General features: G+C 67.4%; 16 protein-coding genes. 6 read left to right on the top strand and 10 right to left on the bottom strand.

Annotated elements, in window-relative coordinates:
- Positions 1 to 115 precede the first annotated feature (115 nt).
- Positions 116 to 1,084: a hypothetical protein gene (locus tag ACZ7KI_RS04340; RefSeq protein WP_470271760.1), complete on the top strand. Its 969-nt coding sequence runs from the start codon at positions 116 to 118 to the stop codon at positions 1,082 to 1,084.
- Between the two features lie 76 nt (positions 1,085 to 1,160).
- Here the strand turns inward: ACZ7KI_RS04340 and ACZ7KI_RS04335 are convergent, their stop codons facing one another.
- Positions 1,161 to 2,573 (bottom strand): S8 family peptidase, encoded by a 1,413-nt coding sequence (locus ACZ7KI_RS04335; protein ID WP_470271759.1) that lies wholly within the window; start codon positions 2,571 to 2,573, stop codon positions 1,161 to 1,163.
- A gap of 79 nt (positions 2,574 to 2,652) precedes the next feature.
- A complete protein-coding gene (locus ACZ7KI_RS04330) occupies positions 2,653 to 2,907 on the bottom strand; it encodes an SCO4848 family membrane protein (RefSeq protein ID WP_026467335.1) in 255 nt (84 codons plus the stop codon).
- A 43-nt stretch (positions 2,908 to 2,950) separates the two neighbouring features.
- Here ACZ7KI_RS04330 and ACZ7KI_RS04325 point away from each other — a divergent pair, with 43 nt between their 5' ends.
- Positions 2,951 to 4,189 carry a D-alanyl-D-alanine carboxypeptidase family protein gene (locus ACZ7KI_RS04325; RefSeq protein WP_470271758.1) on the top strand — a complete coding sequence of 413 codons (1,239 nt, stop codon included), beginning with the start codon at positions 2,951 to 2,953 and terminating at the stop codon, positions 4,187 to 4,189.
- Positions 4,190 to 4,198: 9 nt separating this feature from the next.
- Here the strand turns inward: ACZ7KI_RS04325 and ACZ7KI_RS04320 are convergent, their stop codons facing one another.
- Together ACZ7KI_RS04320 and trpS are read right to left on the bottom strand one after the other, a co-directional pair.
- Positions 4,199 to 5,221 carry a YhjD/YihY/BrkB family envelope integrity protein gene (locus ACZ7KI_RS04320; RefSeq protein ID WP_470271757.1) on the bottom strand — a complete coding sequence of 341 codons (1,023 nt, stop codon included), beginning with the start codon at positions 5,219 to 5,221 and terminating at the stop codon, positions 4,199 to 4,201.
- A 41-nt stretch (positions 5,222 to 5,262) separates the two neighbouring features.
- Positions 5,263 to 6,282 (bottom strand): tryptophan--tRNA ligase, encoded by a 1,020-nt coding sequence (trpS, locus tag ACZ7KI_RS04315; protein ID WP_465500953.1) that lies wholly within the window; start codon positions 6,280 to 6,282, stop codon positions 5,263 to 5,265.
- Between the two features lie 163 nt (positions 6,283 to 6,445).
- Between trpS and ACZ7KI_RS04310 the strand changes: the two genes are divergently transcribed.
- Complete coding sequence (locus ACZ7KI_RS04310) at positions 6,446 to 7,192, top strand: S1 family peptidase (protein WP_470271756.1); 747 nt, start codon at positions 6,446 to 6,448, stop codon at positions 7,190 to 7,192.
- Between the two features lie 469 nt (positions 7,193 to 7,661).
- Here the strand turns inward: ACZ7KI_RS04310 and ACZ7KI_RS04305 are convergent, their stop codons facing one another.
- Positions 7,662 to 7,988, bottom strand: coding sequence for a hypothetical protein (locus tag ACZ7KI_RS04305; protein ID WP_470271849.1), 327 nt, complete (start codon positions 7,986 to 7,988; stop codon positions 7,662 to 7,664).
- Positions 7,989 to 8,386: 398 nt separating this feature from the next.
- On the opposite strand from ACZ7KI_RS04305, the gene ACZ7KI_RS04300 reads away from it, so the two are divergent.
- Positions 8,387 to 9,274 (top strand): glycoside hydrolase family 19 protein, encoded by an 888-nt coding sequence (locus ACZ7KI_RS04300; RefSeq protein WP_470271755.1) that lies wholly within the window; start codon positions 8,387 to 8,389, stop codon positions 9,272 to 9,274.
- A 55-nt stretch (positions 9,275 to 9,329) separates the two neighbouring features.
- On the opposite strand, the gene ACZ7KI_RS04295 is transcribed toward ACZ7KI_RS04300, so the two are convergent.
- Positions 9,330 to 9,830, bottom strand: a complete 501-nt coding sequence (locus tag ACZ7KI_RS04295) for a MarR family winged helix-turn-helix transcriptional regulator (RefSeq protein ID WP_470271754.1) — start codon at positions 9,828 to 9,830, stop codon at positions 9,330 to 9,332.
- A 64-nt stretch (positions 9,831 to 9,894) separates the two neighbouring features.
- Here ACZ7KI_RS04295 and ACZ7KI_RS04290 point away from each other — a divergent pair, with 64 nt between their 5' ends.
- On the top strand, positions 9,895 to 10,395 hold the full coding sequence (locus ACZ7KI_RS04290; RefSeq protein WP_470271753.1) for a cupin domain-containing protein: 501 nt from the start codon (positions 9,895 to 9,897) through the stop codon (positions 10,393 to 10,395).
- Here ACZ7KI_RS04290 and ACZ7KI_RS04285 read toward each other — a convergent pair.
- The 3 genes from ACZ7KI_RS04285 to ACZ7KI_RS04275 form a co-directional block, all read right to left on the bottom strand.
- Positions 10,389 to 11,288, bottom strand: a complete 900-nt coding sequence (locus ACZ7KI_RS04285; protein WP_470271752.1) for a hypothetical protein — start codon at positions 11,286 to 11,288, stop codon at positions 10,389 to 10,391. The genes ACZ7KI_RS04290 and ACZ7KI_RS04285 overlap by 7 nt on opposite strands.
- Before the next feature lie 29 nt (positions 11,289 to 11,317).
- Entirely contained in the window at positions 11,318 to 11,602 is a 285-nt protein-coding gene (locus ACZ7KI_RS04280; protein WP_470271751.1) for a nucleotidyltransferase family protein, read from the bottom strand.
- A gap of 87 nt (positions 11,603 to 11,689) precedes the next feature.
- A complete protein-coding gene (locus ACZ7KI_RS04275) occupies positions 11,690 to 12,496 on the bottom strand; it encodes an exodeoxyribonuclease III (protein WP_470271750.1) in 807 nt (268 codons plus the stop codon).
- Positions 12,497 to 12,552: 56 nt separating this feature from the next.
- Between ACZ7KI_RS04275 and ACZ7KI_RS04270 the strand changes: the two genes are divergently transcribed.
- Positions 12,553 to 13,296, top strand: coding sequence for an MBL fold metallo-hydrolase (locus ACZ7KI_RS04270; protein WP_470271749.1), 744 nt, complete (start codon positions 12,553 to 12,555; stop codon positions 13,294 to 13,296).
- A gap of 99 nt (positions 13,297 to 13,395) precedes the next feature.
- On the opposite strand, the gene ACZ7KI_RS04265 is transcribed toward ACZ7KI_RS04270, so the two are convergent.
- Entirely contained in the window at positions 13,396 to 13,701 is a 306-nt protein-coding gene (locus ACZ7KI_RS04265) for a hypothetical protein (RefSeq protein ID WP_082857811.1), read from the bottom strand.
- Positions 13,702 to 13,797 lie beyond the last annotated feature (96 nt).

Genomic DNA, 13,797 nt, shown 5'->3' with positions numbered 1-13,797 from the left:
GGTCCCTCAAGGAGGCCTTCACGGATTTCGGGAAGTTATCCACAAAGGGCGGGTTATCCACAGGTCAGCGAAATGCCTCTGGTGATCGTGGAGCCGCCGCACCCACGCTGTGATCATGAACAAGCGTGGCAGATGGGCTGAGCACCCCGAACTGCTCGATCAGCGAAGCCGACACGGCGTCATCAGGGCAACGACCTTGGAATCGCTCGACATGAGCAGCAAGGTCATCTACCGAAGATGCCTTCCAGGTGGTCCATGGCAGCGCCTGCTTCCGGGAATCATCCTTCTTCACAAGGCTCCGCCGACGTCCGATGAGCGCGTGATAGCCGCGCTGCTGTACGCGGGGCCTCGTGCACTGGTGACCGGGACGGAGGCTTGCCGTCGGCATGGTCTGCGACCGCGCGAACTCCCGCCTGACGCCGATGTTCACGTACTCATCCCGCACGAAAGCAAAATCCGTAGCGCCGGGTTCGTGACCGTCGAGCGAACTCATCGGCTACCGGAACCGCATACGCGCGGCGGGATCCCACTGGCGCCGCTCGTGCGCGCGACCACCGACGCTTGCCGCCGCTTGCAGTCGGTCGAATCCGTGGGCAGTGTCCTTGTCGAAGCGATTCAGCGCGGTCGGTGTTCACCCGAAGCGCTTGCTCGTGAACTGAACACGGGCTCAAAACGGGGAACGGCGATTCCTCGCCGAATTCTCGGCGAGTGGAAGGATCTTTGCTCCGTAGCGGAGGCAAGAGCGAAGATTCTGAGCCGTAGCCTCGCCTTCCAGCCAAGCCACTGGAATCCGAAGATCTGTGACAGCAGTGGCGAATACGTCGGCCGTCCTGATGCCTGGTGGGATGACGTCGCATTGGCGTGGGAGATCGACTCGTTCGACTTTCATTTCTACCGCGAGGACTACAAGCGCACGATCGTACGCAACACGCGTTATGCGACCGCTGGGATCACTGTCGTACAGACCTTGCCTTCTCAACTGCTGGAAGACCCCGCTGGAGTACTGGCCGAGCTGGAAGCAGCTCACCTCGCCGCCTCCGCACGCCCCCGCCCACTCGTCGGCCTCGTCTCCCGTGCCGCCTGATGTTCCGTGAAGGCCTCCTTGAGGGACCCTGGGTCCCTCAAGGAGGCCTTCACGGAATGGGGACAATCGAAAGGAACTACTTCACCGCGTCCAGTGCGTTGACGCGGCCGTGCCCGTAGAACGAGTTGTCCTTCTCCGTGCCTTCACAGACCGGCGCCGCGGTGCCGCACGCGACCGGGTCGGCCTGGTGCTCCAGCAGCCAGGTCAGCAGCCGCGGCGGAGCGTGGCGGTAGCGGGACGCCAGCAGCGCGGCGACACCGGCGACGTGCGGGGACGCCATCGAGGTGCCGCACTTGGCGCCGTAGCCACCGTTGAAGATCGTCGACAGCGGGCAGCCCACACCCTGGCCGGCGGGCGGCAGCTGGGCGCGGTCGCCGCCGGGGGCGGTGACCGAAACGTCGTCACCGTAGTTGCTGTACGACGACTTCGTGCCCGCGTAGCCGATGGCCGAGACGTTGACGACGCCGTCGATGGCCTTGGGCAGGATGCCGCAGCTCTCGTCGATCGGGTGGGGGCGGTTCGGGTCGGTGGTCTGCTTGTCCGGGTCGAAGCCGCTGTTGCCGGCGGCGGCGACGTTCAGGACACCACGACCGGTCGAGTAGACCACCGCGCGGCGGACGGCCTCGAACGCGGCCGCGTCGCCCGGCTCCTTCGTGCAGTAGAACATGCCCGGGTCGATGTAGTAGCTGTTGTTCGTGACCGGGAAGCGGTGCTTCGCGGCCCACATGAACCCGCACACCGCGGCCTCGGGAAGGATCAGGCCGTCGTCGTTCACGACCTTCACCGACGCCAGCTTGACGCCGGGCGCGATGCCGGTGAAGCCGCGCGCGGCGTCCTTGCCCGCGATCGTTCCGGCGACGTGCGTGCCGTGGTCGGAGGTCGTGGGCGCCCAGGCGGCGGGCGAGGTGTCGGGCGCGCCCGAGTTGCAGCCGGCGGACGTGTTCGGGTCCAGTGCCGCCTTCAGCGCGGGGTGGGTGGGCTCGATGCCCGAGTCCAGCACGCCGACGGTCACCGAGTTGCTGCCACCGGAGATCTTGTTCGCCTCGGGTGCCTGGATCGCCCGCATGTCCCACTGCTGGGCCGACAGGTCCTCGTCGACGGCGACGCTGGTGGTCTCTTCGGTTTCCTTGGTGTCGACCACCGCGGAGCGGGTCGCCCTTGCCGAAGCCGCGGGCGGGAACGCGACGTCACGGCCACCCGAGTAGGCGCGGAAAACGCCGATCTTCGCCTGGAAGTCGGCGTTGCGCGACGTCGCCACCGCGACGCCGATCTCCGGGTAGTACGCCACCTTCTCGCCGCACTTCGCGCGAAGCTCGGTGTCGACCTTCCGCTCCGGGGTACGCGGGTTGTAGAGCACCACGTAGTTGAACGGCGCGCTCACGGTGTCGCACTGAGGTGCGGGCGCGGCACTCGCCGACGGGGCCGCGAACACGGTTCCCGCCGCCGCCGCGACGAGCGCGGGGACGAGCAGACGTCTGATCCGGGACATTCAACCTCCATGATTCGGTGGAGTGAACGTTAAGGAGCCGACGCCGGGCCCGCCACCGTCAAAAGGACGGCAAACCTGATCAGGCGTCAGCCTTTTCCGCGTCCCGTGACTTGGCGCCACGAAGCGTGCGCAGACCGATCAGGCCGATGATGGTGCCGAGCACGAACGAGACGACCGTCAGCACCGCGTGCACGATGAAGTAGGCGGTGGGCGAGCCGTCGGCGGCCCAGGCGCGGTCGCTGTCCCAGAGATTCTTGGCGAACGTGATCCAGATGATCCACGACCACACGCCGAAACCCAGCAGGAACATCGAAGTACCTCGCGAAATGCGCATGCCCCTGAGTATGCAGCGGGCGCCGCGACGCTACATTGCTCGGGTGCACAGCGCTATCTCCCGGTCGCTCCTGGTCCTCGTCTCCGGTGTGCTCGCCCTCGCGGTGACGCCGGTGGCCACAGCCGCCCCGAAGCCTCCAGACCAGGCGCAGCCGTGCGCGAACAAGTCGGTGCCACCGCCGCCCGTCGACACCTCCGAGAAGCCGCGCCCCGGCGAGGCCGTTCCGGCGCCGTTGCCGGTCCCACCCGCCCCGGTCGGCGGCGAGCGGATGGCCGAATGCGGGCTCGTGCTCCCCAAACGCGCGCTGAACCCGCCCGAGGGGACCACCGCCGCGTCGTGGGTACTGCAGGACCTCGAAACCGGCGACATCATCGCGGCGAAGGATCCGCACGCCCGTCAGCGACCCGCTTCCCTGATCAAGACCCTGCTCGCGCTGGTCGTGGTCACCGAACTACCACCGCGCAAGGTCGTCGTCCCGACCAAGGAGGACGCCGAGCAGGAGTGCACCTGCGTCGGCATCGCCGCCGGCGGTCAGTACACAGTGGACCAACTGCTGCACGGGCTGCTGATGCACTCCGGCAACGACGCGGCGCACGCGCTCTCCACCGTGCTGGGCGGTGTCGACGTCACCGTCGGGAAGATGAACGCGCTGGCCGCCCGCATCGGCGCCACGGACACGCGGGCCGCGACGCCGTCCGGGCTCGACGGGCCCGGCATGACGACCTCGGCCTACGACATGAGCCTGATCTTCCACTATGGGATGAGGCAGCCGGAATTCGCGCAGGTGGTCAAGACCAAGTCGTTCGAAATCCCGCCGACGGCGGGGAAACCGGCCATCACGATCTACAACGACAACAAGCTGCTCGGTTCCTATCCCGGATTCCTCGGCGGGAAGACCGGCTTCACGGACGACGCGCGCCACACCTACGTCGGCGGCGCGCTCCAGAACGGCCACCGTGTCGCCGTCGTGATGCTTCGCGCGGAGCAGCGCCCGACCCGGGTCACCGAGCAGGCCGCGAAGCTCCTCGACTACGGCATCGCGTTGCGCCAGGACAAGGCCGAATCGGTCGGGCGGATCGACTACAAACCGGCGGAGACCGTGGACACCGGCGTCGCCAAGGCCGCACCCAACGCCGACGGCGCGTCGAACAGCGGTGCCGCGGTCGCGGCCGAAGACCCGTTCGGGACGATCGGCTGGATCATCACGCTGGTCGTCTTCCTGATCATCGTGGCGTCGTTCGTCGTCGGCCATCAGCGCAAAAAGGCCATGGCGAGCAAGTAGCGGCCCCGGTCAGGACTTTCGGCGGCCCAGCCAGCCCAACAGCGCGCCGGTCGCGAAAGCGCCGCCGACGGCACCGAGGCCCGGCCCCTGCTGCACGGTCACCCTCGGGTGAATGGCCACGGGGGCCGGTGGCTCGATGACCGTCGACATGTTCTCCTTCGCGGTCGCCGTCCACGCGGTGACGAACAGCAGGAACCGCGAAACCAGGTTCGCGAACACGAGCAGACCGATCACCGGGCCGAACAACGCGAACGCCGGCGATTTCGTGACGCTGCCGAGGTAGAACGTCGCGGCCTGCTGAAGCACGATGAAACCGACGGCGGCGAACACCGCGCCCTTGACGGCACTGCGCAGCGCGACGTGCTCACGCGGCAACCTCGCGATGACCCACAGGAACACCAGCGTGTTCGCGAGGAGGCCGAGCAGAATCGTCGCGACCTTCAGCAGGAACACGGCCCAGCCCTGGTTTTCCAGGCCGACGAGTTCGAGCAGGAACCGTCCGACCCCGCTGCCCGCCGCGGTGAGACCGAACGAGACCACCAGCGCGACGCCGAGTCCGACGAGGGACAGCAGATCCTTGATCGTCGTCGAGACCAGCGGGAGCTTCTGCTTTTCCTGGCCCCATTGGGCGGTCAGCGCGTCACGCAGGTTCGACATCCAGCCGACACCGGAGTACAGCGCGAGCAGCAGACCGAAGATCCCGATACCGCCGCCGGAGTCCAGCGCCGCCTTGATGATGCTGCCGACCAGATCGCTCAGCCCCTCCGGCACCGACTTCTTGATGCCGTCGACGAGCTGGTTCGTCACCGTCTGGTCGCCGGCGAGCACGATCTTGATGACCGCGAAGGCGACCATCAAGATCGGGATCACCGAAAGCACGCTGAAGTAGGTGATCGCGGCGGCGTAGTGGTTGCCGTAGCGCTCGGTGAAGGCGTCGTTCGCCCGGATGAGGTGATCGAGCCAGCCGTACTTTCGCCGGAGACGGGGTAACAGCTTGTCCTCTTCCGGCTTCACGCCGTCATCTTTCGCCACCAGTAGACGCTAACCACGCCCAGAGCGGCCCGCAACGCGAGCTAGCCCGCCGGGGGCAGGAACCCGATGTTCGCGTAGACGTTCCGCAACGTCACCGAAGCGACTTCCCTGGCCCGTTGCGCACCGAGGGCCAGCACCTTGTCGAGCTCGGCGACGTCGTCCAGATAGGACTGGACGCGTGCCTGAACGGGCGTGACCCATTCGACGAACGCCTCGGCGACGCCCTTCTTCAGATCGCCGTAGCCCTTGCCCTCGTACGAGGTCTGGAGTTCGGCGATCGGCTGGTCGGTCAACGCGGAGAGGATCGTCAGCAGGTTCGAGACGCCCGGCTTGTTCTCGGCGTCGAAGACGATCTCGCGGCCGGTGTCGGTGACCGCCGAGCGCACCTTCTTCGCCGACTTCTTGGGGTCTTCGAGCAGTTCGATGAGGCCGTTGCCGGTCGAGGAGGACTTGCTCATCTTCGCGGTCGGGTCCTGCAGGTCGTAGATCTTCGCCGTGTCCTTGACGATATGCGGTTCCGGCACGGTGAACGTCTTGCCGTAGCGGTTGTTGAACCGCTGCGCGAGATTGCGCGTCAGCTCCAGGTGCTGCCGCTGGTCCTCACCGACGGGGACCTCGTTCGCCTGGTACAGCAGGATGTCCGCGGCCTGCAGGACCGGGTAGGTGAACAGGCCGACGCTGGCGCGATCCGTGCCCTGCTTCGCGGCCTTGTCCTTGAACTGGGTCATCCGGCTCGCTTCGCCGAAGCCGGTCTGGCATTCCAGCACCCAGCTCAGCTGGGCGTGCTCGGGCACCTGGCTCTGGACGAACAGCGCGCTGCGGGCCGGGTCGACGCCGAGCGCGAGCAGCTGCGCCGCCGAGCGCCGAGTACGGTCGCGCAGCACCTTCGGGTCCTGCTCGACGGTGATCGCGTGCAGGTCGACGACCATGTAGAAGGTCTCGTGCGTGTCCTGCAGCCGCACCCATTGCCGCAGCGCACCCAGGTAGTTGCCCAGGTGGAACGAGTCGGCGGTCGGCTGGATCCCGGAGAGCACCCGCGGGCGCTTCAGTTCGTCGGACACGCCCGGATTCTGTCAGGCCGCGCCGTGGCGGGTCACCGGAGGTCACCCCGGCCGAACGGTCTAAACGGTTAAACGCCACATACTTCCGACGGTTCTGAGCGAGGAGCCCGGTTCCTAGCGTTCATGGCACCGGATCTTCCGGCCACACCGAAGGAGAACCCAGATGAAGGCACGATCCCTGCTGATGGGCTTGGCCATCGCGGCCGCGGCCGTGTTCTCGCTCCCCGGCGTCGCGACCGCGACCGAGCCCACCGGCGGCGTCCAGCCGAACATCGTCGGCGGCGGCAACGCGACCCAGGTCTACTCGTTCATGGTGTCGCAGCAGTCGAGCTCCGGCGGTCACCAGTGTGGTGGCTCACTGATCAGCTCGATTTGGGTGGTCACCGCGAAGCACTGCGGCACGCCGTACCAGGTACGCGTCGGCACCACGAACCGCACCAGCGGCGGCACCGTGGCCCGCGTGGCCCAGCGGATCGCCCACCCGAGCGCCGACCTGGCGCTGCTGCGCCTCTCGACGGCGGTTTCGCAGGCGCCGGTCACGATCGCCGACACGTCCGGGGCCGTCGGCACCGCGACGCGGATCATCGGCTGGGGCCAGACCTGCGCCCCGCAGGGTGGCTGCGGTGCCCCGATCACCCTGCAGGAGCTGAACACCTCGATCGTCGCCGACAGCCGGTGCCTCGGCATCAGCGGCGCCAGCGAGATCTGCACCAACAACCCCAACGGGAACTCGGGCGCCTGCTACGGCGACTCCGGCGGCCCGCAGATCAAGCAGGTCAACGGTGTCTGGCAGCTGGTCGGCGCCACGAGCCGCGCCGGGAACAACAGCAGCACCTGCGCGACCGGGCCGTCCATCTACGTCGACGTCCCCTACTTCCGTAGCTGGATCCGCACCAACGCCGGAGTCTGATCCGGTTCCCGCGTCGCCCCACCGCCCCCGGGGGCGACGCGGGCCCAGCCGGTTCAGCAAGGATCCGCGCGGAAGTTCGAAGAGCCGCTCCAGCAGCGCGACCGCCTTCAGGGAGTCGCACCGCTCGGGGCGGCTTCTTCCTGTTCGCCAGTAGCTCAAGGTCGCGACACTGACCCGGACACCCTGCTGGGCGAGCCGGTGGCGGATCCGGTCGAGACCGAGACCGCTCTCCGTGATCGCCAGGTCCAGGGCACGGGGGAAAGGATCACCGGGCCGGCTGCGACGCCGCGTCACCGTCATGGACCTGAGCGTGGCGATCAGCGCGCCGCTAAACAATCCGGGCCGGACTAGGTGTACCTACCCAAGAAATCCGGCAAGTCGCCTTTAGCGGGCTAATCGCGATCCGCTCCGCCCACCACCCGACTCGCCTTTAGCGGGCTAAACGCGATCTGAGCCGAGAAGGTGCAGGTCAGGGGCGCTGCGGGCGGGCGAGGCCGTCGTCCTCGGCGAGCACTGCCTCGGCCATCGCGGTGACGTCCTGGCCGACGGGCTGGACCGGGGTGGCGACACCCACGGCGGCGGCGCGCGCCTTCCGGCGCTGACGCAAGACCCCGAAGGCCATACCGACGATGCCGAGGGCGACGGCGATCAGGCCGACCGGGCCCAACAGACCGAACGCCATCTCCGAGCGCGTCGTCGACTCCGCCGCCGACGCCGGGACAGCGCCCGCGACGAGCAGCGCGACAGGGATCGCGACGACCGCCGCGGCCCTGGCCGCGGGCAGAGCCGACCGCATCAGGAGATGAACTGGGTTCCGCACCGGAGTGCCTCCCGTGACGTGACATTGCCGAACCGGAACGCTAACCCGAACGAGTGAGCATTTCCAGGTTGCTGGTCAAAAAACTACCGAGCGTGTCAAGACCTGTCGGTTCTGATCAACTCGGGGCACGAGAGTAGCCCCTCACAAGGGGGGTCTTTCGAGCACCCCTCTCCTCAAAGTGTGCCGCGGACGGAAGCGGTTCCGCCGAAACCGGACTGCTTGGACCGCTTCGCCGTCATTATGCGGCCGAACAGGCACGATCCGGCTTTCGCCGGTTGGTTTCTTGCGCGCAATGGTCTATACCTGTTGGCCATACCCCTTAAAAGGTATAGACCATTATCCCTGCATGGTCCCCTCGTACGAAGGAGCCACCGATGTCTCTTCGACGCATTCTCGTGGCGGTCGCCGCCACCTTCGCCGCCACCACGGTCGCCGTGGTCGTTCCGGCCCAGTCCGCCGCCGCGGCGGACTGCGTGGCGCCGTGGAACGCGAGCTCGGTCTATTGGGGCGGCAACACCGCCTCCCACAACGGGCACAACTGGTCCGCGAAGTGGTGGACACAGAACGAAACGCCGGGAACGGCGCAGGTATGGGCCGATCAGGGCGCCTGCGGCGGCGGTACGACCAACCCACCGAACCCGTCCGGCTTCGTGGTCAGCGAAGCCCAGTTCAACCAGATGTTCCCGAGCCGGAACTCGTTCTACACCTACAACGGCCTGGTCACCGCCCTGAGCGCGTACCCCGCCTTCGCGGGCATCGGCAGCGACACCGTCAAGAAGCAGGAAGCGGCCGCCTTCCTGGCGAACGTCAGCCACGAGACCGGCGGCCTGGTCCACGTCGTCGAACAGGACACGTCCAACTACCCGCACTATTGCGACACGACCCAGCCCTACGGCTGCCCGGCGGGCAACGCCGCCTACTACGGCCGCGGTCCGATCCAGCTGAGCTGGAACTTCAACTACAAAGCCGCCGGTGACGCGCTGGGCCTGCCGCTGCTGACCAACCCGTGGCTGGTGCAGAACGACGCGGCGGTCGCCTGGAAGACCGGTATCTGGTACTGGATGACTCAGAGCGGCCCAGGCACGATGACCCCGCACGACGCGATGGTCACCAGCCGCGGCTTCGGCGAGACGATCCGCAGCATCAACGGGAGTCTCGAGTGCAACGGCGGAAACCCAGGCCAGGTGCAGAGCCGCGTGAGCAAGTACCAGCAGTTCACCGGCATCCTCGGCGTCGACCCCGGCGGCAACCTGTACTGCTGATCCATCCAGGGAGCTAAGGGGCTCTTCGCCGCGTCACCCGCGGCGAAGGGCCCCTTCAGTTTTCGAGGGACATCAGCAGCCGGCGCAGTGAAGCGTCCAGCACGCCGATGTCCTCGCCGAGCGGCGCGAGCAGCTTCGTGACGTTCGCGGTGTGCTCGGTCATCGCGGCGTCGACGACTTCGTAGCCGCGCTCGGTCAGCGTGACCCGGAAGCTGCGCCGGTCCTCCGGATCGAGCGCGCGCTCGACCAGTCCCGCCGATTCCAGCCTGTCGATCCGGCTGGTCATCCCGGCCCTGGACATCATCAGCGTCGCGGACAGCTCGGACGGGATCAGCGTGTACGGCTTCCCGGACCGCCTGAGCGCCGCGAGCACGTCGAACTCTCCTTGTTTCAACCCGTGTTTCGCGAACACGGCCTCCACCATCGGCGTCGTCAGCAGCACCGCGCGGCCGAGGCGCCCGGCGACCCCGATGGCGGTCAGATCCAGGTCCGGCCGTTCCCGCCGCCATGCGCCGACCACCGCGTCGATCGCGTCGGCGTTTCGTTCTTCACTCACGACGACAGTCTATTCGACGGGAGATAGTTTGACAGCGAACTATCAGCGATGGAACTATCGCGGTATGACTCAGCGCAGCGAAACCCGCGAAGCCGTCCTCGTCCGCGCCGCCGAAGCCGAAACCGTCGGCGCCGCCCCGAACTTCGTCACCCTGCTCGCCGACGTCTCGACCACGGGTGGCGTCATGAGCAGCGCGAGAACACGGCTGGGGGTCGGCGCCGACGGTGCGGCGCCGCACTACCACACCGGATCCTCCGAGCTGTTCTTCATGCTCGGCGGAAGGATGGAAGTCCTTGTGGGAGAAGAGATCGTCACCGTTTCCGAGGGCGACATGCTCGTCGTCCCGCCGCTGACGACGCACGCTTTCCGCGCGGCGACGGGCTCATCGGCGGACGTGCTGATCGTGTTCGTCCCCGGTGTCGAACGGTTCGACTACTTCAGGCTGCTGGAGAAGGTCGGCCACGGCGAAGCGACCGTCCAGGATCTCTTGGACAGCCAGGAAAAGTTCGACAACCACTTCGTCGAAAGTCCAGTGTGGACAGAGAGCGCGAAGAACCGTCAGTAGCCGCGCGGCGGGTAACCAGGCGGAGGCCCGTACGACCCGGGTTGCGGAGGGTATCCGGGCTGCGGATACGGCTGCGGCGGGTACTGGGGTGGCGGATATCCCGGCTGCTGCGGCGGATACGGCGGCTGGCCGTACTGCGGCGGGGGCGGATAGTGCTGCGGATACCCGGGATTCTGCGGCGGATACGGCTGGGCCGGATACTGCTGCGGCTGGGGCGGGTACTGGGACTGCGGTTGCGGCGCGGCGGGCTGCGCGCCACCGAGATGGAAAGGCAGCAACGGCACCAGTTGCGCGAGCCTGCCGAGCGTCGAAAGCACGTCATCCGGTTTGGTCCGGCCGAACGTCGGATTCTCGACGTAGACCAGTTCCGCCCCCGCCAGCGACCAGGTGTGCAGCTTCAACGACCGCATCGTGGCGGCGACCTGCGGTGTCAGTATCTGGACCGCGACGTTCGGATCGGTGTCGATCAGCTTGTACCAGCGGTTGAACTTCCGGTCCGCGGTGGCGGGTTCGGGATACTGCTCGACGTCCCAAGCGGATTCGATGCTCGACACGATCTGGAAGTTCGGCATCGGCGCGGGCAGGGTGACCGCCCAGACCGAGTCGATCGAGATCGTTTCGAGCTCGTTGACCTTCTTGTTGGTCCACCGCGTGTGCACGCTCGTGACCGTCGGGCGGCGGTGGTAGTCGAAAACGCTGAATCGAAGCCCGTTGTACGCGCCGCTCAGCGCGCCGAACGCCATCCGCTTGTCGCCGCGCTGGTTGAACGGCAGCACCGTCCAGCGTTCGAGCAGGTTCGGCGCGTCCGGGCTGAACTCCCACCCGTACTGGCCGGACATCTGGTAGCGCTCGGCGTTCGTCGCCTCGATACGCCTGGCTTCGCTCGTCTCCATCGCGACCCCCGGTTCTCCCGGCTTGCAGCCTATCCGGAGCAGATCGGCGTCACCGGCGCATGGTCGGACCTACGCGTCTTGCAACGGTCAACAGGACGACCCAGGACAGGCTCGAGGCCTTCCTTCAGTTCGAAGTAGGTACCGAAGTAGTCGAACCCCGGCCCGGCATCGAACTCGACAAGCACGTCGACGTCACTGGACCCCAGGTCGAACCTGTCACTCACGGCTGAGCCGAACAGCTCGAGGCGGCGCACTGAGTGTGCCCGGCACAGCTGCTCGATCTCGTGCTTCTTGAGTTCGATCGACTCGTGCATGACCGCCACCTCCTGTTCCTGATTGTGCGTGACCGGATCCCGGAGGTCACGGCGAATGGCCGTGCTCCGGAATCACCGGGTGCCTGCTCAGCCCGAGTAGGTCGCCGTCACCGGCGCGTGGTCGGACCACCGCTGGTCATAGGACACGGCCCGCTCGACGACGACCGAGGTGCACCGCTCGGCAAGGCCGGGGGTGGCGATCTGGCAGTCGATACGCCAGCCCGTGTCGTTGTCGAACGCCTTCCCGCGGTACGACCACCAGGTGTACGGGCCAGGGCCTTCCGGGTCGAGTTTGCGCTGGACGTCGACATAACCGGCCTCGCTGAACACGCGGCCGAGCCACTCCCGCTCCTCCGGGAGGAAGCCCGAGCTCTTCTGGTTCCCGCGCCAGTTCTTCAGGTCGATCCTGTCGTAGGCGATGTTCCAGTCGCCCACGACGACGACCTCGCGGCCGTCGGCCTCGGACTTGGCTCGCAGGTCGACGAGATACGGCAGGAACGCTGCCATGAAGCGCTCCTTTTCGTCCTGGCGCGGGGTTCCGACGTCACCGCTGGGCAGGTACAGGCTGGCGACCACCACGTTCGGCAGGTGGATCTCGGCGTAGCGGCCGCTGTCCTCGAATTCGGGCTCGCCGAACCCGATGCGGACCTCGTCCGGCTCGGCCCGGCTGAAGAGCATGACGCCGTTGCGCCCCTTCTGCGCCGACGGCGCGTGCACCACGTGCCAGCCTTCGGGCGCGGCGGCACCGGCCGGGAGCTCCTTGAGCTCGGCCCGGACCTCCTGGCAGGCGACGACATCGGCTTTGGTGGAGCCGAGCCACTCGACGAAGCCCTTTTTCGCGGCGGCACGGAGGCCGTTGACATTCACAGTGGAGACGGTCAGCACCCTTCGCACGCTACCCGGAGGGTCCGACAGAACCGTCAGGGCGTTCGTTCTGCGAAACTGCGCGCATGAGCGAGCTGACCGTGCTGGGCAGCTGCGGCGCCTGGCCTGAACCGGGCCGTGCCTGCGCCGGCTTCCTCCTGGTCCACGAAGGTTTCCGGATCGTGCTGGACCTCGGCTACGGCGCCGCGTCGAGGCTGTTCCAGCACTGCCCCGAGGGCCGGGTCGACGCGGTGGTGGTGACGCACGAGCATCCCGACCATTGCGCGGACGTGAGCGCGCTCGGCCGGGCCCGCGCCTACGGCCTGCCTGATGAGCCGAGGATCCCGCTGCACTGCACACCGGGCACGGTCCGGCGGCTGGAGGTGCTGGAGCCACGACCGCATCCGACGACGATCTTCGACGTGTTCGAACTCGGCCCGCCGCGCGAGATCGGGCCGTTCCGGATGACCACGTTCCTGCTGCCGCATCACGTGCCGAACTACGGCGTCCGGCTGACGGCGCCCGGGCTCACCGTCGCCTACACCGGCGACAGCGGGCCAAGCCCGGCCTTGGCGGAGCTGGGGCGTGACGCCGACCTGCTCATCGCCGACGCCACCCTGCAGGGGCCCTCTCCCGCCGAGACGCCGCGGCTGGTGTCGACGGCGGGCGAGGCCGGGCACTGGGCCGAACGCGGAGGCGCCCGAAGGCTGCTGCTGACCCACTTCTGGCCCGGCTCCGACCGCGAGGTCTCGGTGGCCGAGGCACGGAGGGAGTTCAGTGGCGAGGTACTGGCGGCCGAAGAGGGCACCCACCTGCGTTTAGCGGGCTGAACGCGATCTGCGCAGGACCGCACCAAGTCGCCTTTAGCGGGCTGAACGCGATCTGGCGGGCGGGTCGCCTTTAACGGGCTGAACGCGATCTGGGCGGGGTCACGGGCCGCACTTGGAGCCTTCGACCGGGGTCGCGTATTGGGCGGAGACCCACTTGCCCTCGGCGATCTTGCGGAAGCCGTTCTCGACCACCGGCTGGGCGTCGATCTTCGCGTCCTTGACGTACTTGCCGACGATCTTCTGACCGCCGGGGGTGTCGCGGGCGTTGAGCACGTCGGCCGTCACCACGACCTGGCAACCGGTCGGGCTCGATGCGCTTGACTCCCTGTCCTGACCCGAGATGGCGACGATGACGATCAACGCCAGTCCGCCGCCGGCGAACAAAACCGGTTTCGAGATGGCCATGGTGGTCACTCCTCGAACAAGGGAATCGTTTTCTTCCTCGAACAGAGTGGCAGAAGCCGGGGCGGTCGCCCAGATCCCGGAATGCCAACCACCCGG

The organism is Amycolatopsis sp. NPDC039088 (genome assembly GCF_055598845.1).
Note: the sequence above shows the minus strand (reverse complement) of the source record. Positions and strands in the feature narration are given on the sequence as shown.

Coding starts and splice junctions, on each gene's coding strand:
- ACZ7KI_RS04340 (WP_470271760.1), top strand. CDS start 116: ATGAACAAGCGTGGCAGATGGGCTGAGCACCCCGAACTGCTCGATCAG.
- ACZ7KI_RS04335 (WP_470271759.1), bottom strand. CDS start 2,573: ATGTCCCGGATCAGACGTCTGCTCGTCCCCGCGCTCGTCGCGGCGGCG.
- ACZ7KI_RS04330 (WP_026467335.1), bottom strand. CDS start 2,907: ATGCGCATTTCGCGAGGTACTTCGATGTTCCTGCTGGGTTTCGGCGTG.
- ACZ7KI_RS04310 (WP_470271756.1), top strand. CDS start 6,446: ATGAAGGCACGATCCCTGCTGATGGGCTTGGCCATCGCGGCCGCGGCC.
- ACZ7KI_RS04305 (WP_470271849.1), bottom strand. CDS start 7,988: ATGCGGTCGGCTCTGCCCGCGGCCAGGGCCGCGGCGGTCGTCGCGATC.
- ACZ7KI_RS04300 (WP_470271755.1), top strand. CDS start 8,387: ATGTCTCTTCGACGCATTCTCGTGGCGGTCGCCGCCACCTTCGCCGCC.
- ACZ7KI_RS04290 (WP_470271753.1), top strand. CDS start 9,895: ATGACTCAGCGCAGCGAAACCCGCGAAGCCGTCCTCGTCCGCGCCGCC.
- ACZ7KI_RS04285 (WP_470271752.1), bottom strand. CDS start 11,288: ATGGAGACGAGCGAAGCCAGGCGTATCGAGGCGACGAACGCCGAGCGC.
- ACZ7KI_RS04280 (WP_470271751.1), bottom strand. CDS start 11,602: ATGCACGAGTCGATCGAACTCAAGAAGCACGAGATCGAGCAGCTGTGC.
- ACZ7KI_RS04270 (WP_470271749.1), top strand. CDS start 12,553: ATGAGCGAGCTGACCGTGCTGGGCAGCTGCGGCGCCTGGCCTGAACCG.
- ACZ7KI_RS04265 (WP_082857811.1), bottom strand. CDS start 13,701: ATGGCCATCTCGAAACCGGTTTTGTTCGCCGGCGGCGGACTGGCGTTG.